21 protein-coding genes are annotated in these 22924 nt (G+C 58.5%); 5 read left to right on the forward strand and 16 right to left on the reverse strand.

All coding sequences use genetic code 11. The features are described from left to right. Positions 1-6: 6 nt before the first annotated feature. The 3 genes from EI969_RS25370 (at position 7) to EI969_RS25380 (ending at position 2202) form a co-directional block, all read left to right on the forward strand. On the forward strand, positions 7-720 hold the full coding sequence (locus tag EI969_RS25370) for a DUF3108 domain-containing protein (RefSeq protein WP_160390180.1): 714 nt from the start codon (positions 7-9) through the stop codon (positions 718-720). A 142-nt stretch (positions 721-862) separates the two neighbouring features. Then, complete coding sequence (locus EI969_RS25375) at positions 863-1279, forward strand: OsmC family protein (RefSeq protein ID WP_160390181.1); 417 nt, start codon at positions 863-865, stop codon at positions 1277-1279. A 62-nt stretch (positions 1280-1341) separates the two neighbouring features. After that, a complete protein-coding gene (locus tag EI969_RS25380) occupies positions 1342-2202 on the forward strand; it encodes a pirin family protein (protein WP_160390182.1) in 861 nt (286 codons plus the stop codon). A 150-nt stretch (positions 2203-2352) separates the two neighbouring features. Here the strand turns inward: EI969_RS25380 and EI969_RS25385 are convergent, their stop codons facing one another. From EI969_RS25385 to EI969_RS25400, 4 genes are all read right to left on the reverse strand, one after another. Next, a complete protein-coding gene (locus tag EI969_RS25385) occupies positions 2353-3081 on the reverse strand; it encodes a dienelactone hydrolase family protein (RefSeq protein ID WP_160390183.1) in 729 nt (242 codons plus the stop codon). Between the two features lie 67 nt (positions 3082-3148). After that, complete coding sequence (gene htpG, locus EI969_RS25390) at positions 3149-5053, reverse strand: molecular chaperone HtpG (RefSeq protein WP_160390184.1); 1905 nt, start codon at positions 5051-5053, stop codon at positions 3149-3151. An 82-nt stretch (positions 5054-5135) separates the two neighbouring features. Then, positions 5136-5588, reverse strand: a complete 453-nt coding sequence (locus tag EI969_RS25395) for a PaaI family thioesterase (RefSeq protein WP_160390185.1) — start codon at positions 5586-5588, stop codon at positions 5136-5138. Further along, positions 5585-6061, reverse strand: a complete 477-nt coding sequence (locus tag EI969_RS25400; RefSeq protein ID WP_160390186.1) for a PaaI family thioesterase — start codon at positions 6059-6061, stop codon at positions 5585-5587. Before EI969_RS25400 ends, EI969_RS25395 begins: the two co-directional genes overlap by 4 nt. 158 nt (positions 6062-6219) lie before the next feature. On the opposite strand from EI969_RS25400, the gene EI969_RS25405 reads away from it, so the two are divergent. Continuing rightward, positions 6220-6483 (forward strand): hypothetical protein, encoded by a 264-nt coding sequence (locus EI969_RS25405; protein WP_160390187.1) that lies wholly within the window; start codon positions 6220-6222, stop codon positions 6481-6483. A 67-nt stretch (positions 6484-6550) separates the two neighbouring features. On the opposite strand, the gene EI969_RS25410 is transcribed toward EI969_RS25405, so the two are convergent. The 12 genes from EI969_RS25410 to sdhC all read right to left on the reverse strand — a co-directional run bounded on the left by EI969_RS25410 (position 6551) and on the right by sdhC (position 20958). Continuing rightward, positions 6551-6952: an MAPEG family protein gene (locus EI969_RS25410; RefSeq protein ID WP_160390188.1), complete on the reverse strand. Its 402-nt coding sequence runs from the start codon at positions 6950-6952 to the stop codon at positions 6551-6553. Next, positions 6952-7689 (reverse strand): DUF599 domain-containing protein, encoded by a 738-nt coding sequence (locus tag EI969_RS25415; RefSeq protein WP_110659449.1) that lies wholly within the window; start codon positions 7687-7689, stop codon positions 6952-6954. The genes EI969_RS25410 and EI969_RS25415 overlap by 1 nt, the downstream gene beginning before the upstream one ends. 197 nt (positions 7690-7886) lie before the next feature. Beyond that, entirely contained in the window at positions 7887-9200 is a 1314-nt protein-coding gene (brnQ, locus tag EI969_RS25420; RefSeq protein WP_160390189.1) for a branched-chain amino acid transport system II carrier protein, read from the reverse strand. A 401-nt stretch (positions 9201-9601) separates the two neighbouring features. Next, a complete protein-coding gene (sucD, locus tag EI969_RS25425; protein ID WP_008032672.1) occupies positions 9602-10483 on the reverse strand; it encodes a succinate--CoA ligase subunit alpha in 882 nt (293 codons plus the stop codon). After that, complete coding sequence (gene sucC, locus EI969_RS25430) at positions 10483-11649, reverse strand: ADP-forming succinate--CoA ligase subunit beta (RefSeq protein WP_007919879.1); 1167 nt, start codon at positions 11647-11649, stop codon at positions 10483-10485. Before sucC ends, sucD begins: the two co-directional genes overlap by 1 nt. 198 nt (positions 11650-11847) lie before the next feature. Further along, a complete protein-coding gene (gene lpdA, locus EI969_RS25435; protein ID WP_103394793.1) occupies positions 11848-13284 on the reverse strand; it encodes a dihydrolipoyl dehydrogenase in 1437 nt (478 codons plus the stop codon). A gap of 97 nt (positions 13285-13381) precedes the next feature. After that, on the reverse strand, positions 13382-14602 hold the full coding sequence (odhB, locus tag EI969_RS25440) for a 2-oxoglutarate dehydrogenase complex dihydrolipoyllysine-residue succinyltransferase (RefSeq protein WP_056721685.1): 1221 nt from the start codon (positions 14600-14602) through the stop codon (positions 13382-13384). Between the two features lie 42 nt (positions 14603-14644). Further along, entirely contained in the window at positions 14645-17476 is a 2832-nt protein-coding gene (locus EI969_RS25445; protein ID WP_150715594.1) for a 2-oxoglutarate dehydrogenase E1 component, read from the reverse strand. A gap of 253 nt (positions 17477-17729) precedes the next feature. After that, on the reverse strand, positions 17730-18434 hold the full coding sequence (locus tag EI969_RS25450; RefSeq protein ID WP_053118486.1) for a succinate dehydrogenase iron-sulfur subunit: 705 nt from the start codon (positions 18432-18434) through the stop codon (positions 17730-17732). A gap of 11 nt (positions 18435-18445) precedes the next feature. Further along, a complete protein-coding gene (gene sdhA, locus EI969_RS25455; protein WP_150715593.1) occupies positions 18446-20218 on the reverse strand; it encodes a succinate dehydrogenase flavoprotein subunit in 1773 nt (590 codons plus the stop codon). Positions 20219-20221: 3 nt separating this feature from the next. Continuing rightward, the gene (gene sdhD / locus EI969_RS25460; RefSeq protein ID WP_056721678.1) at positions 20222-20590 is read right to left on the reverse strand and encodes a succinate dehydrogenase, hydrophobic membrane anchor protein; all 369 of its coding nucleotides are present in this window, start codon (positions 20588-20590) and stop codon (positions 20222-20224) included. Beyond that, on the reverse strand, positions 20584-20958 hold the full coding sequence (sdhC, locus tag EI969_RS25465) for a succinate dehydrogenase, cytochrome b556 subunit (RefSeq protein WP_032829628.1): 375 nt from the start codon (positions 20956-20958) through the stop codon (positions 20584-20586). The genes sdhD and sdhC overlap by 7 nt, the downstream gene beginning before the upstream one ends. A 364-nt stretch (positions 20959-21322) precedes the next feature. Here sdhC and gltA point away from each other — a divergent pair, with 364 nt between their 5' ends. Beyond that, positions 21323-22612 (forward strand): citrate synthase, encoded by a 1290-nt coding sequence (gltA, locus tag EI969_RS25470; protein ID WP_007977501.1) that lies wholly within the window; start codon positions 21323-21325, stop codon positions 22610-22612. Positions 22613-22924 lie beyond the last annotated feature (312 nt).

Consider the following 22924-nt stretch of genomic DNA (forward strand, 5'->3'; position numbering starts at 1 on the left):
GATTTTATGCGTCGCGCCCTGCTCTTCGCTTGCGCTCTGCTTGCCTTGCCCTTCGCCCAGGCGGCAGACCTTCAACCCTTCTCCGCCAGCTACACCGCCGACTGGAAACAGCTGCCCATGAGCGGCACCGCCGAGCGCAGCCTGGAAAAAACCGGCGACGGCAAATGGAAACTGAGCTTCAAGGCGTCGATGATGATCGCCAGCCTGTCCGAGGAAAGCACCCTGACCGTGGACAAGGACACCCTTCTTCCGCAGTCGTACCACTTTGAACGTGGCGGCCTGGGCAAGGCCAGGAAAGCGGATCTGGATTTCGACTGGAACACCAAGATGGTCACCGGCACCGATCGCGGTGACGCCGTCAAGCTCCCACTCAACCGCGGCATGGTCGACAAATCCACCTACCAGCTGGCGCTGCAACACGATGTGGCTGCCGGCAAGAAGACCATGAGCTATCAAGTGGTCGATGGCGGTGAAGTCGACACCTATGACTTCCGCGTACTGGGTTCGGAAAAAGTCGACACCAAGGCCGGCCAGATCGATGCGATCAAGGTCGAGCGCGTGCGCGACCCGACGCAAAGCAAACGCATCACCGTGATGTGGTTCGCCAAGGACTGGGACTACCTGCTGGTCCGCCTGCAACAGGTCGAAACCGACGGCAAGGAGTACAACATCATGCTCCTGGACGGCACGGTCAACGGCAAGGCTGTCAAAGGCAGCTGATCCTGATCGACATCATGAAGCCCCGCCATTGCGGGGCTTTTTTGTGGGCGCGAAAATTGGAACACCCGACAAGCGTGATGGCTCTATACCTTCAAGGTCTTTTTTGATCGAATGCCATTTCCAGCCGCTTGCGAGGTTTGCCATGACTGTCACCGTCAACACCGTATCCGCCGAAGGTTTTCGCCACAGCGTACAAATCGATGACCATGAACTCTTCGCCGACGTGCCCGTCACGGCAGGCGGAGAAGGCTCGGCCCCGGAGCCGCACGATTATTTCGATGCGGCGCTGGGAGCGTGCAAGGCACTGACCCTGAAGTTGTATGCCAGGAAGAAAAACATCCCACTGACCGGTGTCGGTGTGGAGGTCAAGCGCGACAACAGTGAAGAGCAAAAAGGCAAATACGCGCTGCACGTCAAACTGACCCTCAAGGGCGTGCTCACCGACGCCCAGCGCGATGAATTGCACCGCGTGGCCGATCGTTGCCCGATCCACAAGCTGATGACCACGTCTGAAGTCAGCATCGAAACGCATTTGTCCGAAGGCGCCTTCAGCCAATAGCGGCAAGGCTTGCGCAGGCGGGTTATGCTCGAACGCATTACCCGCCCAGCCTGGAACGCACCATGAACTCTCCACTCGTGATCCGCCCCCGCGCCGAAGATGTCGAAGGCCAGCCGATTCTCCGCCCGCTGCCATCCGCCAAGTGCCGCAGCGTCGGCCCCTTCGTGTTTTTCGATCACATGCTGGAAACCCGTTATCCGCCAGGCAAAGGTATGAACATCCGCCAGCATCCGCACATCGGCCTGTCCACCCTCACCTACTTGTTCCAGGGGCAAATCCAGCACAAGGACAGCCTCGGCTCCGATCAGGTCGTTGATACCGGCGATGTCAGCTGGATGACGGCCGGCAGCGCCATTGCCCACGTCGAACGCACACCTGCGGCCCTGAAAGAAAGCGGCTTCACGATGCACGGTTTACAGATCTGGCTGGCATCGCCCAAGGACAAGGAACAAGGGCCGGGGCATTACAGCCATCATCCGGCATCGACCTTGCCGGTCAGCGACAACCTGGGGGTGAAGATTCGCATGATTGCCGGGTCGGGCTTTTGCCTGGAATCGCCAGTGCCGGTGCTTTCTCCTACGCTGTACGCGGAATTGCAGCTGCAAACGGCGACCACATTGCTGATCCCCACCGAGCATGAAGAACGTGCGTTGTATGTTTTGAGCGGTGAGGTGCAGCTGGATGGCGAACCGGTGGAGCCGCATTCGCTGGTGGTCTTGCCTGCGGGGGAAGAGATGACGCTGTTTGCCGAAAGCGACAGTCACGCCGTGTTGTTTGGCGGCGCGGCGCTGGACGGGCCACGGCGGATCAACTGGAATTTTGTCGCGAGCGATCCGGCGGCAATTGATGAAGCACGTCGGCGCTGGGCGGCCGGGGATTGGCCGACGGTGCCGGGGGAAAGTGAGAGGATCGAATTGCCTTAAGCTCTTCGGTGTCCGTTACATCGCCATCGCGAGCAAGCTCGCTCCCACAGAGGAATGGTGGTCGACTCGGTTAACTGTAGGAGCTGGCTTGCCAGCGATGGCGGCCCCGAGAACGCCATCGCCGGCAAGCCGGCTCCTACAGGCTTGCGATCAACCCTTGAACACTTCATCCAGCAGATTGTGCATCGACGTGAACGCCCGAGCGGCGATCTTGGCGTCATACATCATCATGCCCGGCACGTTGGCGTGCGGGTCGGTGAACGAGTGGAACGCACCGCCGTAGCTCAGCAACTGCCAGTCCACACCGGCCGCGTTCATTTCATCTTCGAACGCCGGCAACTGCTCCTTCGGCACCAGGGGATCAGAGGCACCGTGCAACACCAGGACCTTGCCCTTGATGTTGTTCGCATCAGCCGGGTTCGGTGTGTCCAGCGTGCCGTGGAAAGACACCGCGGCCTTCACCGGCGCACCGGTACGGGCGAACTCAAGAGCACAGCAACCACCGAAGCAAAAACCGAAGGTCGCCAGTTTCGAAGTATCGATCTGGGCCTCACCCTGCTTCTGCAACTGCTCGAACGCCACCTGCATGCGCTTGCGCAACAACGGACGGTCATTCTTCAACGGCATCATTGCCGCGCCCGCCTCGTCGTTGTTCGTCGGACGAACCGATTGCCCGTAAAGGTCGGCGATCAACACCACATACCCCTTGGCGGCCACCGATTTGGCGATCTCCTCGGCACCGGCGCTGACGCCCATCCAGTTCGGCGCCATCAACAAACCCGGGCGTGGACCCTTATGGTCGGCGTCGAAGGCCAGACGGCTTTCGTAATCCCGACCATCAATCTGATAGGCAACGGAACGTACAGTGATTTGGCTCATTTCTGACTCCTGATTGTTGAACACCAGAATGAAAAAACCCGCCGAAGCGGGTTTTTCTGCAACACAGTTAAGCCGATAGTTCGACCAACAGCTTGTTCAAACGGCGCACGTATGCGGCCGGATCTTTCAAGCTGTCACCTGCCGCCAGGGCCGCCTGATCGAAGAGGATGTGCGACAGGTCGCCGAAGCGCTCGTCGCTCTGCTCGTTGTCGAGCTTCTCGATCAGCGGGTGAGCCGGGTTGAATTCGAAGATCGGCTTCGAATCCGGAACCTTCTGACCACTGGCTTCAAGGATCTGGCGCATCTGCAGGCCCAGGTCCTGCTCGCCGATGGCCAGGATCGCCGGGGAATCGGTCAGGCGATGGGACACCCGGACTTCCGCAACGGATTCACCCAGCGCGGCCTTCAGGCGCTCGACCAGACCTTCTTTGGCCTTGGCGACTTCTTCCGCGGCTTTCTTGTCCTCTTCCGAGTCCAGGTTGCCCAGGTCCAGGTCACCGCGCGCCACGTCGACGAAGCTCTTGCCGTCGAAGTCGCTGAGGTAGCTCATCAGCCACTCGTCGATGCGGTCGGTCAACAGCAGCACTTCGATGCCTTTCTTGCGGAAGACTTCCAGGTGCGGGCTGTTCTTGACCTGCGCATAGGTTTCGCCGGTCAGGTAGTAGATCTTGTCCTGACCTTCCTTGGCGCGCGCCAGGTACTCGGCCAGGCCGACAACCTGCTCGCCATCGTCGCCATGGGTCGATGCGAAACGCAGCAGACCGGCGATTTTTTCCTTGTTGGCGAAATCTTCTGCCGGGCCTTCTTTCATGACCTGACCGAAGTTTTTCCAGAAGCCCTTGTATTGCTCAGGCTCGTTTTTCGCCAGTTTTTCCAGCATGTCCAGCACGCGCTTGGTCAGCGCCGACTTCATCGAGTCGATGATCGGGTCTTTCTGCAGGATTTCCCGCGACACGTTCAGCGACAGGTCGTTGGAATCGACCACGCCCTTGATGAAGCGCAGGTACAGCGGCAGGAAGGACTCGGCCTGATCCATGACGAATACGCGCTGTACGTAGAGCTTCAGGCCTTTCGGCGCTTCACGCTGGTACAGATCGAACGGAGCGCGGGTCGGCACGTACAGCAGCGAGCTGTATTCGAGCTTGCCTTCGACCTTGTTGTGGCTCCAGCTCAGCGGGTTGTCGAAATCGTGGGCGATGTGCTTGTAGAACTCCTGGTATTCCTCGTCCTTGATCTCGGTACGCGGACGGGTCCACAAAGCGCTGGCGCGGTTGACGGTTTCCCATTCAACGGCCGGTTTCTCTTCACCTTCGGCAGCAGCCACTTCTTTCGGCAGCTCGATCGGCAAGGCGATGTGGTCGGAGTACTTCTTGATGATGTTACGCAGGCGCCAGCCATCGGCGAATTCGTCTTCGCCGGATTTCAAGTGCAGGACGATGCGAGTGCCGCGCTCGGCTTTCTCGATGGTCGCGACTTCGAAATCGCCTTCACCCTTGGACGACCAGTGCACGCCTTCGCTGGCGGCAGCACCGGCACGACGGCTGAACACGTCGACTTTGTCGGCGACGATGAATGCGGAGTAGAAACCCACGCCGAATTGACCGATCAGGTGCGAATCTTTTTTCTGATCGCCAGACAGGTGCTTCATGAAGTCGGCGGTGCCGGACTTGGCGATGGTGCCCAGGTGGGTGATCGCATCTTCGCGGCTCATGCCGATACCGTTGTCTTCGAGAGTGACGGTTTTAGCGTCCTTGTCGAAGCTCACGCGGATTTTCAGTTCGGCGCCACCTTCCAGCAGCTCGGGCTTGGCCAGGGCTTCGAAACGTAATTTGTCGACAGCGTCAGAGGCGTTCGAGATCAATTCGCGAAGGAAAATTTCCTTGTTGGAATACAGCGAATGGATCATGAGGTGCAGCAGTTGCTTCACCTCGGTCTGGAAGCCCAGGGTTTCCTTTTGAGTTTCCACACTCATGGTCATCAAACTCCAATCAGATGGCATTGGCCGCGACCTTGAGCGATCGACGGCGGGTTGTCATCTGAGTTTGGGGCTGAGTTCAGGATTTCAAGGGCTCTTCGAGTTTGAAATGCGCACGGGCCGTGGCTATGGGTTCGGCTTCGGTGCTTTGCCAGGCAGTAATCGCCACATTGGCGACCCGCCGCCCCTGGCGCCAGACCTGGCATCGGGCCCACGTATCGCGAAACTGCCCGGCACGCAGGTAATCGAGGGAGAAGTCGATGATCTTCGGCACCCCGGACGTTCCGGTAAACACCAACAGGTGCAGCGCCGCGGCCAATTCCATGAAACCGGCAATCACTCCGCCGTGAATTGCCGGCAACAAAGGGTTACCAATGTTGTCCTTGTTCGCCGGCAGCTTGAACAGCAGCTCATCTCCCACCCTGGAGCACTCGACACCGATCAGCCGGGCATAGGGAATCAAATCCAGCAGCGAGGCGTAATCGCCCTGCTCGTGGGCCTTTTGCAGTTGGTCCCTCAAGGATTCGCTCATTGCGCCCCTCCGGCTACCACGCCACCAAAGCCCTTGGTACCTTTGATGCCCTTGCCCATGCGCATGAAAGTGCCCATCACATGGGCAATGGGCTGTTCGGGGTCGTCCTGATAGGCGAAGCCACGGGCAAAAATCACGTCGGTGGTGACCCGGTAGCACTGGGCAAAACCATAGACATCCTTATGTGGCTCGGCGGCGTGCATATAGTCGATGCGCAGGTCGAGGGTCGGGCAGACTTCGAACTCCGGGAGTACGCAGAGCGTCGCCATGCCACAGGCGGTGTCCATCAGCGAGGTCAGCGCCCCGCCATGAATCACGCCGGTTTCGGGATTGCCGACGATCTGCCGGCTGTATGGCAGCACGACCGTCAACCCTTCGCTGCTGGCGCTGTGAACGCTTAGTCCAAGTACCTGACAATGTCGCAACGCCGACAGGAAGCGCGTCGCACGCTCAAAAATGGGGTTTTCCGCCATTTGATAAACACTCTTGTTTAGCTCCATTCAATGCGCTGACGGTCGGGTAAAAGTTCCGCATTAGAATAAAACTTATATATCTCACAGAATTAAGGAACTTAACCCTGATGCGTGGGTTCTTAAGGCCAGTAGATGCTTTTCATCAGGAGAAACACCCCATGCGTAAGACTTTAGCTATTGCCTTGATGTTGACCGCTTCCCTCGGTCTCGCTGCCTGCGATAAAAAATCCGAGGACAAAGCTCAAGATGCTGCCAAACATGCTGAGCAAGCTCAGCAAGACATGAGCAAAGCTCAGGATAAAGTGAACGACGCCGCGAAAGAAAACGCCGAAGCCGCCAAAGATCAGGCTGAATCGAACGCGGAAGCGGCAAAAGAGGCCGCACCGGCCACTCCAGCTGCTCCGGAAGCACCTAAGAACTAATACGGTTTTTAGAGCTGTAAAAGAAAACCCGCCAAGTGCGGGTTTTCTTTTGTCCTCAAAAAAACGGTTAGAGCAAAATCGTTCTAAAAGTCGGACTAATCATCAGCAACATCGAACAGATAAATCCCACCAGCCAAACCAGGCTGCGTTGCCAGGTCAGGTCTTTCCAGTAACACGCCAGATAAATGATCCGCGAGATCACAAAGATGATCGCGAGCAAATCGATGAGCCAACCGGCCGTCTGCGTGGTGTGCGCCATCAACACACCCACCGCAAACAGGATGAATGCTTCGAAACTATTCTGATGCGCCGCCAGTGCCCGGGCCCCCAGGCCCGTGAGTTGCGTCTGCTGTTGGCGCGGCAAGTGGTTGTCGTAGCCGCCCAGCTCTTTCATGGCGGTAGTCACGGGCATCCGTGCCAGGTAAATCAATACCGCACTGATAACCACGCACCAGAATGGAATACTCATCAAGCAGCCTCTTTGATCGACTCCGGCAACGGCGCCTCTGTAGGGGTATAGACCATCACGTCGAGAACGTCGGAATGAAACTCGCGGCGGTACAACACGAACACCACGCCGGCACTCATCAACATGAATAACCATGGGCTGACGAACCACGCCAGCATGGTCATGCCGAAGTAGTAGGAACGCAGCCCGAAGTTGAACTGGTTGGCGGCCATGGAGATGACGCGGGCTGCGCGGGCAGCAAAGGCTTTACGCTCTTGCTCGGACACCAGACGCTCGCCGACCATTGGCGCCGAACCCACCAGTACCGCCGCGAAGTTGTACTGGCGCATGCACCAGCTGAACGTGAAGAACGCATAGACAAACACCAGCGCCAGGCACAGCAACTTGATTTCCGACATGCCCTGGGAGGCCTGTTGCACCATCGGGATATCCGCCAGCAACGATACCGCCCGCTCCGACGCCCCCAACACCGTGAGAATACCGGCCAGGATAATCAGCGTGCTGGAGGCGAAGAACGAAGCGTTGCGCTCCAGATTGCCGATCACGCTGGCATCGGCGATACGGTTGTCGCGCAACAGCATGCGGCGCATCCAGTCTTCGCGGTAAAGGTGCAGAACGCTGGCCAGGCACGCAGTGTCACGGCCTTTCCAGGTGGCATAGCGGGTGTACCCGCCCCAGCAGATGACGAACCAGATGGCCGCGAGGATGTGGATCAGGTTGGCTTGGATGAACGACATGCAGGTCCTTGTGATGTATTGGCGGAGTACACAAACCCTGTGGGAGCAAGCTCGCTCCCACAATGGATTTTGTAGAGCTTCGACGTTAGCTCAACAGAAAAGACACCGCACCACCCCATAAAAAAATGCCCCGTATCGATTGATACGGGGCATTTCATTTTCTGCTTGTCCGACCCGCTTATGGCAGGTCGAAAGCTTTAAGCCAGCGCTTCTTCGCGCTTGCCCAGCATACGGTCGCAGACAACGGCAACCACCAGCGTCATCACCGATGGCACCAGCCACGCCAGCCCCTGCTCGCTCAGCGGCAGGTGGGCCATTTGCGCCGGCATCCAGTCCGCCAGGCCTGCACCCTTGAGGGCGTCGATCAGGCCGAAGATGAACGACACCAGCATGACCGGGCCGACGATGCGGCCCTGCTCATGCCAGAAGTCCTTGCAGAAGCTCAGGGCCACCAGGGCGATGCATGGCGGGTAGATCGCGGTCAGTACCGGGATCGAGAACGCAATCAGCTTGGTCAGGCCCAGGTTGGACACCAGCAGGGAGAATGCCGCGAGGATGATCACCAGTGTCTTGTAGGACAGTGGCAGCACCCGGCTGAAGTACTCGGCGCAGGCACAGGTCAGGCCGACCGCGGTCACCAGGCACGCCAGCGAAATCAGCACGGCCAGGAAACCGCTGCCCAGCGAACCGAAGGTATGTTGCACGTAAGCGTGCAACACCGCCGCACCGTTGGTAGCGCCTGCGGCCACTTCATGGCTGCCCGAACCGAGACGGAACAGGCTGACATAGACCAGCGCCAGGCCTACACCGGCGATCAGGCCGGCGATGATCGCATAGCGGGTGATCAACGCTGGCGACTCGACGCCGCGGGAACGGATGGCGTTGACGATGACGATGCCGAACACCAGGGCGCCCAGGGTATCCATGGTCAGGTAACCATTGATGAAGCCCTGGGAAAACGGTGCCGCCACGTACTCAGGCGTTGCATGGCCAATGTCACCGGCCGGCAAGGCGAATGCGGCGATGCCGAGAGCGGCCAGGGCGATGATCTTCAGCGGGGCGAGGAATCGCCCTACGGTATCGAGCAAGCGACCCGGATACAGCGAGATGAAGAACACCAGCAGGAAGTAGACCGAGCTGTACAGGAACAGCGCCAGCGGACTCTCGCCGGTCAGCGGCGCCAGGCCCACTTCGAAGGAAACCGTCGCGGTACGTGGCGTCGCGAACAACGGGCCAACAGCGAGGTAGCAAGCCGCTGCCAGCAGGCCACCGGCGACTTTACCGATCGGGCTGCTCAAGGCATCCATTGCACCGCCGACCTTGGCCAGGGCTACAACGGTGATCACCGGCAGACCGACTGCGGTGACCAGGAAACCCAGCGCCGCCATCCAGACATTAGGCCCGGACTGCAAACCGACGATAGGCGGGAAGATGATGTTGCCGGCCCCGACGAACAGGGCAAACGTCATAAAACCAAGTGCCAGGATGTCCTGGCCTTTCAACACTTTCATTAAGGAAATACCACACTACTGAATCGGAATTTAGAGAGGGATTTCCCTATGGGTGAGGGAAATGCTGTCGGTCCGTATAAGACCAACCCTTTTAGCGCGTTGCCACCTTGTGGGCAGCGGACGCAAAAATGGCGCGTAGCCTAACGAATTTGGCCGACAAACGCACTGTTAGAGGGCGAACATTCCGATCTACGACATTTTCGTGTCGCGTTTATGCATGTAAATGGTCGGCGCCTATAAGTCCGTCATCGCGAGCAAGCTCGCTCCCACATTGGAACGCGGTCAATTGTGGGAGCGAGCTTGCTCGCGATGGCGTCCGCACGGTCAACACAAATGCCGGAAACGACAAAGGCCACCCGAAGGTGGCCTTTGTTTTGGTGAAGCGTCAGTTAGCGCGTGGCTTACTTGACAGCCCAACCAGTCAGCTCGGCCAGGGCCTTGCCGATGTCTGCCAGCGAACGCACGGTTTTAACGCCTGCGTCTTGCAGAGCAGCGAATTTCTCGTCTGCAGTGCCTTTGCCGCCAGAGATGATTGCGCCAGCATGGCCCATGCGCTTGCCCGGAGGAGCAGTCACACCAGCGATGTAGGAAACAACCGGCTTGGTCACGTGTGCCTTGATGTAGGCAGCCGCTTCTTCTTCAGCCGAACCGCCGATCTCGCCGATCATCACGATCGCTTCGGTCTTCGGGTCTTCCTGGAACAGCTTCAGGATGTCGATGAAGTTCGAACCCGGGATCGGGTCACCACCGATGCCGACGCAAGTCGACTGACCGAAACCGGCGTCAGTAGTCTGCTTCACAGCTTCGTAGGTCAGGGTGCCGGAACGGGAAACGATACCGACCTTGCCTGGCAAGTGAATGTGACCTGGCATGATGCCGATCTTGCATTCGCCTGGGGTGATCACGCCTGGGCAGTTAGGGCCGATCAGGGTGATACCCAGCTCGTCGCACTTAACTTTAGCGTCCAGCATGTCCAGGGTAGGAATGCCTTCGGTGATGCAGACGATCAGCTTGATGCCGCCGAAAGCAGCTTCCAGGATCGAGTCCTTGCAGAAAGGAGCCGGAACGTAGATCACGCTGGCGGTAGCGCCGGTGGCAGCTACTGCGTCCTTAACGGTGTTGAACACCGGCAGGCCCAGGTGCTCGGTGCCGCCTTTGCCTGGAGTTACACCACCAACCATCTTGGTGCCGTACTCGATGGCTTGCTGGGTGTGGAAACTACCTTGCGAACCGGTAATACCCTGGCAGATAACTTTGGTGTCTTTATTGATCAGGACGCTCATTATTTGCCCTCCGCAGCTTTGACAACTTGTTGAGCAGCGTCGGTCAGGCTGGTAGCAGCGATGATGTTCAAACCGCTTTCTGCCAGTACTTTAGCGCCCAGCTCAGCGTTGTTGCCTTCAAGGCGAACAACAACCGGGATTTTCACGCCGACTTCTTTCACAGCGCCGATGATGCCTTCGGCAATCATGTCGCAGCGAACGATGCCGCCGAAGATGTTGACCAGTACTGCAGCGACGTTGGTGTCGGACAGGATGATCTTGAACGCTTCGGTAACGCGTTCCTTGGTAGCACCGCCGCCCACGTCGAGGAAGTTGGCTGGTTTGCCGCCATGCAGGTTGACGATGTCCATGGTACCCATGGCCAGGCCAGCACCGTTGACCATGCAACCGATGTTGCCTTCCAGTGCTACGTAGTTCAGTTCGAACTTGGCAGCGTGCGCTTCGCGCGGATCGTCTTGCGACGGATCGTGGAAAGTCTTCAGCTTAGGCTGACGGTACATGGCGTTGGCGTCGATGTTGATCTTGGCATCGAGGCAGTGCAGATCGCCGTCAGCCTTGATCACCAGCGGGTTCACTTCCAGCAGGGCCAGGTCGTGATCCTTGAACAGTTTGGCCAGACCTACGAAGATCTTGGCGAACTGGGCAACTTGCTTGCCTTCCAGACCCAGCTGGAATGCCAGCTCGCGACCCTGGAATGGCTGAGCGCCAACCAGTGGATCGATAGTGGCCTTCAGAATTTTTTCTGGAGTGTCGTGAGCGATTTTCTCGATGTCCACGCCACCTTCGGTGGAAGCCATGAACACGATGCGACGGCTCGAACGGTCAACGACAGCGCCCAGGTACAGCTCTTTAGCGATATCAGTGCACGATTCAACCAGGATCTTGGTGACTGGCTGACCATTGGCGTCAGTCTGGTAAGTCACCAGACGCTTGCCCAGCCACTGCTGTGCGAAGGCTTTGGCGTCTTCTTTGCTGCGAACCAGCTTTACGCCGCCCGCTTTACCGCGACCACCGGCGTGGACCTGGGCTTTGACAACCCACTCGCTGCCGCCGATTTTGTCGCAAGCTTCTGCTGCTGCTTCCGGGGTGTCTACCGCGTAACCGGTGGAAACTGGCAGGCCGTACTCAGCGAACAGCTGCTTACCCTGATACTCGTGAAGATTCATGCTTATTACCGTCTTCGTTAGGTACTGCGCATTCGGTGCTGCACTCATTCAAGTGCCGCACCACCTGTGACTGCTGCTTGCATAGCCTTTCCGGATACCCGGTGCAGCTATGCAAGACTGCGTCCAGCGGATATTCCGCGGTGAGTCTTGCATGCAAGGCTCACGACGGGCCAAACCGCCGTGGTTTCTTATTATGTCTTAACGCTTCTTGCGGTTGGCGATGTGGATGGCGCCGCCATTCACTGCCAGAGCAGCTTCGTGCAAGGCTTCAGACAGGGTCGGATGGGAGAAAACCATCATGCCCAGGTCTTCAGCGCTGGTGCCGAATTCCATACCGATCGCGCCCTGCTGAACCAGTTCGGCAGCGCTTGGGCCAATCACGTGGACGCCCAGTACGCGGTCTGTCTTGGCATCTGCGATGACCTTGACGAAACCACCGGTGTCGTTGGCAGCCATGGCACGGCCGGAGGCTGCGAACGGGAAGGTGCCGACGTTAACTTCAACGCCTTCAGCTTTCAAGGCCTGCTCGGTTTTACCAACCCACGCGATTTCCGGGTGAGTATAAATAACCGAAGGGATCAAATCATAGTTCATCTGGGCCTTGTGGCCCTTGATGCGCTCGACAACCATGATGCCCTCTTCCGACGCCTTGTGCGCCAGCATCATGCCGCGAACCACGTCGCCGATGGCGTAGACGCCCGGTACGGTGGTGGCGCAGTGATCGTCAACGTGCACGAAACCGCGCTCGTCCAGGGTCACGCCGCAGTCGGCAGCCAGCAGATCAGTGGTCACCGGACGGCGACCAACGGCTACGATCAGCTTGTCGAAAGTGATGTTCTGTTCGCCGTTTGCATCGGTGTAGTTAACAACGACTTCGTCGCCGTTCACTTTGGAACCGGTCACGCGAGCGCCCAGCTTGATGTCCAGGCCCTGTTTGGTCAGGGTTTTCAGCGCTTCCTTGGAAACAGCGGCATCGGCTGCCATCAGGAAGGTGTCCAGGGCTTCCAGGACAGTCACTTCTGCACCCAGACGCGACCAGACCGAACCCAGTTCCAGGCCGATAACGCCAGCGCCGATCACGCCCAGACGCTTAGGCACGGTCTGGAATTCCAGGGCGCCAGTCGAATCGACGATCACATTCTGGTCGACCGGAGCCGGTGGAATGTCGATCGGACGCGAACCTGGAGCCAGGATCACGTTCTCGGCCTGGATGATTTCTACCGAGCCGTCCGGCTTGGTGACTTCAACTTGCTTGCCGGCCAGCAGCTTGCCGTGACCTTCAATGGAAGTCACACCGTTGGCTTTGAACAGGGTCGCAACGCCGGAGGTCAGGCCTTTGACGATGGTGGCCTTGCGGCCGACCATTGCTGGCACGTCCATGGTCACGCCAGCGTGGTTGATACCGTGGATCGCGAAGCCTTCTTTGGCTTCCTTGTACTTCCAGGAGCTGTCCAGCAGCGCCTTGGATGGAATGCAGCCGACGTTCAGGCAAGTACCGCCCAGAGCCAGTTTGCCTTCCTTGTCGGTGTACTTCTCGATGCAGGCAGTCGAAAGACCAAGCTGGGCGGCCTTGATGGCAGCCACGTAACCGCCAGGGCCCGCGCCGATCACTACTACGTCAAATTTCTGCGACATTCAAAAAATCCTCTTTAGCGAAAAGCTTCAAGCCGCAAGCGGCAAGCCAGGCCGCGGGTTTTCCGACAGCCCGGCTTGCAGCTCATGGCTGCTTCTATCAGATATCCAGCAACAGACGAGCCGGATCTTCCAGCAGGTTCTTGATGGTCACCAGGAAGGTCACAGCTTCTTTGCCATCGATCAGACGGTGATCGTAGGACAGTGCCAGGTACATCATCGGACGGATAACGACCTGGCCGTTGATGGCCATCGGACGCTGGATGATGTTGTGCATGCCCAGGATGGCGGCTTGTGGCGGGTTGACGATCGGGGTCGACATCATCGAACCGAAAGTACCACCGTTGGTGATGGTGAAAGTACCACCGGTCATTTCGTCCATCGACAGTTTGCCGTCGCGGGCTTTCTTGCCGAAGGTGGCGATGCCGCCTTCGATTTCAGCCAGGCTCATCAGTTCGGCGTTACGCAGGACCGGTACAACCAGGCCGCGATCGCTGGAAACTGCAACGCCGACGTCAGCGTAGCCGTGGTAAACGATGTCGCCGCCGTCGATCGAGGCGTTGACAGCCGGGAAGCGTTTCAGCGCTTCGGTGGCCGCTTTCACGAAGAACGACATGAAGCCCAGGCGCACGCCGTTGTGGGACTTCTCGAACAGGTCCTTGTACTTCGAACGCAGGGCCATGACTTCGGTCATGTCGACTTCGTTGAAAGTGGTCAGCATCGCCATGTTCGATTGAGCTTCAACCAGACGCTTGGCCACGGTGGCACGAACGCGGGTCATCGGAACGCGCTTCTCGATGCGATCGCCGGCGGCGAACACAGGAGCAGCGGCAGCCGGAGCAGCAGCCTTGGCAGGTGCGGCAGCCGGAGCGGCTTTCTTGGCTTCGACAGCGGCAACCACGTCTTCCTTGGTTACACGACCATCTTTGCCGGTGCCTTTGACGGAAGCCAGGTTGATGCCGTTTTCTTCGGCCAGCTTGCGAGCAGCCGGAGCGGCGATGGCGTCTTCGTCAGCGCCGGCAGCTGGAGCAGCGGCGGCAGCGGCCGGAGCAGCAGCGGCAGCCGGAGCGGCGGCGGCAGCGCCGCCTTCAACGATGGAGCCGAGGACTTCGTCGGACAGAACGGTTTCGCCTTCGTTCTTGACGATAGCGCCCAGTACGCCGTCAGCGGTAGCCAATACTTCCAGCACGACTTTGTCGGTTTCGATGTCGACGATCAGTTCGTCGCGCTTGACCGCATCGCCCGGTTGCTTGTGCCAAGTGGCAACGGTGCCATCGGCAACCGATTCCGGGAAAGTGGGGGCTTTGATCTCGATAGCCATTGTCTGTGGTTCCTTAAATTCGGTTTCAGGTGCGCGAAGGCGTTAAACAGTAAAGGCGTCTTGCAGCAGTTTTTCCTGCTGTTCGGCGTGCATCGATGCGTAACCGCATGCAGGTGCAGCAGAAGCCTCACGGCCCGCGTACTCGAGTACGAGAGACTTGTTGAGGTTGCTGATGCTGCGACGCATGTGGTGTTGGCTGCAGTACCACGCACCCTGGTTCATCGGCTCTTCCTGGCACCAGACGGCAGCTTTGACGTTGGTGTAGGGAGCCAGGACTTCTTTCAAGTCGTCCTCAGGGAATGGGTACAGCTGCTCGATACGCACGATGGCGATGTCGTCACGGCCTTCGGCACGGCGTTTTTCCAGCAGGTCGTAGTAGACCTTGCCGCTACACAGGACAACGCGCTCGACCTTTTTCGGGTCCAGGGCATCGATTTCCGGAATAACGGTCTGGAACGAACCTTCGGCCAGGTCTTCCAGGGTCGAGATGGCCAGCTTGTGACGCAGCAGCGACTTCGGAGTCAGAACGATCAATGGCTTGCGCAGCGGGCGAATCACCTGACGGCGCAGCAAGTGGTAGATCTGTGCCGGCGTAGTCGGTACCGCGACCTGAATGTTGTGCTCGGCGCACAGCTGCAGGTAACGCTCCAGACGCGCCGAGGAGTGCTCCGGCCCCTGACCTTCATAACCGTGCGGCAGCAGCATGGTCAGACCGCACAGACGGCCCCACTTGTGCTCGCCACTGGTGATGAACTGGTCGATAACCACCTGGGCACCGTTGGCGAAGTCGCCGAACTGGGCTTCCCAGATCACCAGTGCATCCGGCGTGGTGGTCGAATAACCGTATTCGAACGCCAGCACCGCTTCTTCGGACAGGAACGAGTCGTACAGGTCGAAACGTGGCTGACCGTCGTACAGGTTTTGCAACGGGATGTAGGTACCCGCGTCTTTCTGGTTGTGCAGCACGGCATGACGGTGCGAGAACGTACCGCGGCCGATGTCCTGGCCGGTCATGCGGATCGGGTGACCTTCGAACGCCAGGGTCGCGTACGCCATGGTTTCGGCGTAACCCCAGTTGATCGGCAGGCCGCCGGCTTGCATCTTCTGACGGTCTTCGTAGATCTTCGCAACCTGGCGCTGAACCACGAAGCCTTCCGGGATTTCCAGCAGCTTGGCGGACAGTTCCTGCAAGGTCTTGAGGTCGAAACGCGTGTCGTGACGCGCGGTCCAGGCGTGGCCCAGATACGGACGCCAGTCCACGAACAACTCTTTGTTCGGCTCTTTGACCAGGCTTTTCACTACATGCAGCCCGTTGTCCAGCGCGTTGCGGTATTCGTCGACTTTCGCCTGAACACGCTCTGCGTCCAACACACCGCCCTGGGTCAGACGATCGGCATACAGCTCACGGGTGGTGCGCTGTTTGGTGATCTGCTGATACATGATCGGCTGGGTGCCGCTTGGTTCGTCGGCCTCGTTGTGGCCGCGACGACGGTAGCAGACCAGGTCGATCACCACGTCACGCTTGAACTGCATGCGGTAGTCGATGGCCAGCTGGGTCACGAACAATACGGCTTCCGGATCATCGCCATTCACATGGAGGATCGGCGCCTGGATCATTTTCGCAACGTCGGTCGCGTACTCGGTGGAGCGCGAGTCCAGCGGGTTGCTGATGGTGAAACCAACCTGGTTGTTGATCACGATGTGCACGGTACCGCCGGTCTTGAAACCGCGGGTCTGCGACATCTGGAAGGTTTCCATGACCACGCCCTGACCTGCGAATGCAGCGTCACCGTGGATGGAGATCGGCAGAACCTTCTCACCGGTAGGATCGTTGCGACGGTCCTGACGGGCGCGAACCGAACCCTCGACCACCGGGGAAACGATTTCCAGGTGGGACGGGTTGAACGCCATGGCCAGGTGAACTTCACCGCCGGTGGTCATCACGTTGGACGAGAAGCCCTGGTGGTATTTGACGTCACCGGAACCCAGCTCGACCTTCTTCTTGCCTTCGAACTCGTCGAACAGCTCGCGCGGGTTCTTGCCGAAGGTGTTGACCAGCACGTTCAGACGGCCACGGTGGGCCATGCCGATGACGATTTCCTTGGTGCCGTAGGAACCGGAACGCTGGATCAGCTCGTCGAGCATCGGAATCAGGCTTTCGCCGCCTTCCAGACCGAAACGCTTGGTACCCGGGTATTTGGTGCCCAGGTATTTTTCCAGGCCTTCACCGGCGGTCACGCGCTCAAGCAGGTGGCTCTTGATGTCGGCGGAGTACGTCGGACGGCCGCGCACGCTTTCCAGACGCTGCTGGAACCACTGGCGCTGCTCGGAATCGGTGATGTGCGTGAATTCAGCGCCGATGGTGCGGCAATATGTCTGCTGCAACGCTTCGTGAATTTCGCGTAGGCTCGCTTCCTCTTTGCCGATGAACAGGTCGCCGGCACGGAAGGTCGTATCAAGATCGGCATTGGTCAAGCCGTAATGATTGATCGACAGGTCTGCAGGTGCAGGACGCTGCCACAGTCCCAGCGGGTCAAGCTGGGCTGCCTGGTGGCCACGCATACGGTAGGCCTGGATCAATCGCAGCACTTCAACTTGCTTCTTCTCGTGCTCACTGCTCACGCTGCCGGCGGAAACCGGTTGGGCGCGGCGCTGGTTCTTTGCCAGCAAGACGAAATGATCGCGAATTGTGGAGTGCGAAACATCGGTGGCAGAGTTGCCGTCAGCAGGCAACTTCTGGAAGTAGGTGCGCCACTCTTCTGGCACAGCGTTAGGGTCGTGCAGGTAGAGCTCATAAAGCTCTTCCACATAGGCAGCGTTACTACCGGATAGGTAGGCACTGTTCCACATGCGCTGCATCACGCTTTCTTGCATGCTTGGTCACCCTCGGTTAGGGGAACACCACCGGTGTCGACACCGAGCACGCTTGCAGAAGTCCGAATGCAGCGACCAAAACAAGCCACTAGGATCACACTGATAGTCCGGGTACCAGCCCGGATGCCCCTGCTTGTCTCATTTCTTCAAAATAAGAGCCGCAGCCTTTTAAGCTGCTGCTCAGGTTAAAACTACGGCGCCGGTTGAAGCCTGCGCCGTAGCATCTACGGGTACAACGGGTACAGCAGCTGAATCACACGCCGCTGGAGAGCAGCATGTTACGGATGTGACCGATGGCCTTAGTCGGGTTCAGGCCTTTCGGACATACGTTGACGCAGTTCATGATCCCGCGGCAGCGGAATACGCTGAACGGGTCATCCAGCGAAGCCAGACGCTCGGTAGTCTTGGTGTCGCGGCTGTCTGCCAGGAAGCGGTACGCTTGCAGCAGGGCAGCAGGACCCAGGAACTTGTCCGGGTTCCACCAGAAGGACGGGCAGGAAGTCGAGCAGCAAGCGCACAGGATGCACTCGTACAGACCGTCCAGCTTTTCACGCTCTTCTGGGGACTGCAGACGCTCGATGGCCGGAGCCGGCGTGTCGTTCTGCAGGTATGGCTTAACCTTTTCGTATTGCTTGTAGAAGATGCTCATATCGACGACCAGGTCACGGATAACCGGCAAACCTGGCAGAGGACGAACGATCAACTTGTTACCTTTTACGACAGCAGACAGCGGCGTGATGCACGCCAGGCCGTTTTTGCCGTTGATGTTCATGCCATCGGAACCGCAAACACCTTCACGGCAAGAGCGACGATAGGAGAAACCCTCGTCCTGCTCTTTGATCAGGGCCAGCACGTCCAGCACCATCAGGTCTTTACCACCGGTATCGACCTGGAATTCCTGCATGAACGGCGCGGCGTCCTGATCAGGGTTGTAACGATAAACGCTGACTTGCAACATGGCTGCCACCCTTAATAAGTCCGAATCTTAGGTTCAAAAGTCGGAACAGTCTTCGGCGAGAAGTTCACGGCACGCTTGGTTACGCGCTTGTCACCCGGGAAGTACAGGGTGTGGCACAGCCAGTTTTCGTCGTCACGGTCTTCGAAGTCTTCACGGGCGTGGGCACCGCGGGACTCTTTACGCACTTCGGCAGCGATGGCGGTAGCTTCGGCCACTTCCAGCAGGTTCTGCAGTTCCAGCGCTTCGATACGGGCAGTGTTGAACGCCTGCGACTTGTCGTTGATCTTCACGTTGGCAATGCGGGTACGCAGGTCAGCAAGCTGAGCGATACCTTTCTGCATGTATTCGCCGGTACGGAATACACCGAAGTAGTTCTGCATGCAGCTTTGCAGCTCGCGACGCAAGGTAGCCACGTCTTCGCCATCAGTACGGCTGTTCAGTGCGTTCAGGCGCGACAGGGCAGCGTCGATGTCGGCTTCGGTAGCGTCGTCGTACTCGATGCCGTCGGTCAGCGCCTTTTCCAGGTGCAGGCCGGCAGCGCGGCCGAATACCACCAGGTCGAGGAGCGAGTTGCCGCCCAGGCGGTTGGCACCGTGAACCGATACGCAAGCCACTTCACCTACAGCGAACAGACCAGGAATGATCTGGTCCACGCCTTCGGCGTTCTGGGTGATCGCCTGGCCATGAATGTTGGTGGCAACGCCGCCCATCATGTAGTGGCAGGTCGGAACAACCGGAACCGGAGCAACCACCGGGTCAACGTGCGCGAAAGTCTTCGACAGTTCGCAGATGCCTGGCAGACGACTGTGCAGCACTTCCTCGCCCAGGTGGTCGAGCTTGAGCATCACGTGGTCGCCATTCGGACCGCAACCGTTGCCGGCGATGATCTCTTTAACCATCGAACGGGCAACAACGTCACGACCGGCAAGGTCTTTGGCGTTCGGAGCATAACGCTCCATGAAACGCTCGCCGTGCTTGTTGATCAGGTATCCACCTTCACCACGGCAGCCTTCTGTAACCAGTACACCGGCGCCGGCGATGCCGGTCGGGTGGAACTGCCACATTTCAATGTCTTGCACCGGTACGCCGGCACGCAGCGCCATGCCAACGCCGTCACCGGTGTTGATCAGGGCGTTGGTGGTCGAAGCGTAGATACGGCCTGCACCGCCGGTCGCCAGCACGGTGGCCTTGGCGCGGATGTAGGTGGTTTCACCGGTTTCGATGCAGATCGCGATCACACCGACGAACTCGCCTTCGCTGTTCTTCACCAGATCGACAGCGTAGTACTCGTTCAGGAACACGGTACCGGCTTTCAGGTTGCCCTGATAAAGGGTATGCAGCAGTGCGTGACCGGTACGGTCGGAAGCAGCGCAAGTACGCGCAGCCTGGCCGCCTTTACCGTAGTCCTTGGACTGGCCGCCGAACGGACGCTGGTAGATGCGGCCCTGCTCGGTACGGGAGAACGGCATACCCATGTGGTCCAGCTCGTAAACGGCAGCCGGGCCTTCCTGACACATGTATTCGATAGCGTCCTGGTCACCGATGTAGTCGGAACCCTTGACGGTATCGTACATGTGCCAGCGCCAGTCATCGTTCGGGTCGGCGGACGCGATTGCGCAGGTGATGCCGCCTTGAGCGGATACCGTGTGCGAACGGGTCGGGAAAACCTTGGTGATCACGGCAGTCTTGTGACCACCCTGCGCCAGTTGCAGCGCTGCGCGCATGCCGGCACCGCCGCCACCAATAATGATGGCGTCGAAAGAAATCGTTGGAATGTTAGCCATGAATCAGATACCCCAGAGAATCTGCACGCCCCAGACGAAGTAAGCGAACATCGCAACGCCGCATACTGCCTGGAAAAGGAAACGTATAGCGGTCGCGGACTTGCCGAACGCCATTGGCGTCAGGTAGTCGGTCGCGATGGTCCACATGCCGACCCAGGCGTGAGCGCCGAGGGCAACGAGGGCCAGGAGGCTGAAAATACGCATTCCGTTGTGGGCGAACAGTTCATGCCACTGGGCGTAGTCGAGGCCCGGGTTGGCCACGATGTATCCGATCAGGAAGATGAAGTAAGCCGCGAGAACGACCGCAGACACACGTTGCGCCATCCAGTCATAGAGGCCCGAACGCGACAGGTTCGTGACGTTAGTTACCATATCCAAACTCCTGCCAGAACGATTACCACCACGGAAACGGCGATAACGATTTTCGAGCCCAGCTTGCCGCCTTCCAGCGTCTCACCGATGCCCATGTCCATGATCAAATGGCGCACACCGGCTACCAGGTGATACAGCAGAGCGGACAGGATGCCCCATGTCACTAGCTTGGCTAGCGGACTGGTCAGACACGCTTTCACCTGACCGAAGCCTTCCTCGGAGCTCAGCGACTTGTCCAATGCATAAAGCATGATGGCAAGGCACACGAAGAGGATGACACCGGAAATACGGTGAAGGATGGACGTGTAAGCAGTGACTGGGAGTTTGATGGTCCTTAGGTCTAGGTTTACAGGTCGTTGGCTTTTCACGGCTTTTTTTTCACACTGAAGAGCCCCTAACAATCAGGGCAAAGTTGTTGGGGAGTGCACTGGTCAGGTAACCACCACCCAGGGATGCGACCCCCAATGAAAGCAAGCCCAAAAGCCCTTGGCGGTCGGTGGCCGAGTATAGACAGTTAGGCTACTAATGACAACGCAAACACCTAACCCAAACAGCTGATTGCGCAACTGACATAAAAGGCGTAAATGGCAGTCAATTTCGAGGAAAAAGTCCGGTTAAAGCCTTCTGGAGCAAGACTTTAGGCAAATTGACATTCGAATTTATCTCACTATAGTGGTGCGGGCCCTGCGTGGGGGGTCTGTCTGATGATTTCAAGCATAAATAGGAGGCCACATGGCTGACAAAAAAGCGCAGTTGATCATCGAGGGCGCAGCCCCCGTCGAGCTGCCCATTTTAACCGGCACCGTTGGTCCCGATGTTATCGATGTTCGGGGCCTGACGGCCACGGGCCGTTTCACCTTTGACCCAGGCTTCATGTCGACCGCCTCGTGCGAGTCGAAGATCACCTATATCGACGGCGACAACGGCATCCTGCTGCACCGCGGCTACCCGATCGAACAGCTGGCTGAAAAGTCGGACTACCTGGAAACCTGCTATCTGCTGCTCAACGGCGAACTGCCGACCGCAGAACAGAAGGCCCAGTTCGTCAGCACCGTGAAGAACCACACCATGGTTCACGAGCAGTTGAAGACCTTCTTCAACGGCTTCCGTCGCGACGCCCACCCGATGGCTGTCATGTGCGGCGTAGTCGGCGCCCTCTCGGCGTTCTACCACGACTCCCTGGACATCAATAACCCGCAGCATCGCGAAATCTCCGCGATCCGCCTGGTTGCCAAGATGCCGACCCTGGCCGCAATGGTTTACAAGTACTCCATGGGCCAACCCATGATGTACCCGCGCAACGACCTGTCGTACGCGGAAAACTTCCTGCACATGATGTTCAACACCCCGTGCGAGATCAAACCGATCAGCCCGGTGCTCGCCAAGGCCATGGACCGGATCTTCATCCTCCATGCCGACCACGAGCAGAACGCTTCGACCTCCACCGTACGCCTTGCCGGCTCTTCGGGCGCCAACCCGTTCGCCTGTATCGCCGCCGGCATCGCTGCACTGTGGGGCCCTGCCCACGGCGGTGCAAACGAAGCCGTACTGACCATGCTCGATGAAATCGGCGATGTTTCGAACATCGACAAGTTCATCGCCAAGGCCAAGGACAAGAACGATCCGTTCAAACTGATGGGCTTCGGTCACCGCGTTTACAAAAATCGCGACCCGCGCGCCACAGTCATGAAGCAGACTTGCGACGAAGTGTTGAAGGAACTGGGCATCCAGAACGATCCGCAACTCGAACTGGCCATGCGCCTGGAAGAGATCGCCCTGACCGACCCGTACTTCATCGAGCGCTCGCTGTACCCGAACGTCGACTTCTACTCGGGGATCATCCTCAAGGCGATCGGCATTCCAACCAGCATGTTCACCGTGATCTTCGCCCTGGCGCGGACCGTCGGCTGGATCTCCCACTGGAAGGAAATGCTCTCCAGCCCGTACAAGATCGGCCGTCCGCGCCAGCTGTACACCGGCTACGAGTCGCGTGATATCACCAAGCTGGAAGACCGTAAGTAAGATTATTCTTGCTGTAGCGTGTTGAGATGTACCGGGAACGGCCTCTATTTATATAGGGGCCGTTTTTGTTTGTGCGGTTTTTTGGTGGCGTACATATCCGTTTTTGCGGTAATGGCGACCATTGGTTTCGCTCTTACAGCGAGTTACTTGGAAAAGCCCCAAGTAACCAAGGGCTCTTGCCCCTTTCGTTCGGTGCCTCGCCTAGGCTCGGCATGCCCTCGCTCCGGTCCTGCTCCGTGGGCCCGCCGCCATCGGCCATCCATGGCCGGGGGCGGCTAACCCGGCATCCATGCCGGGTTGCCCACTGCGCAG

The sequence above is a fragment of the Pseudomonas sp. PB101 genome (genome assembly GCF_009764265.1).
Lineage (GTDB): Bacteria > Pseudomonadota > Gammaproteobacteria > Pseudomonadales > Pseudomonadaceae > Aquipseudomonas.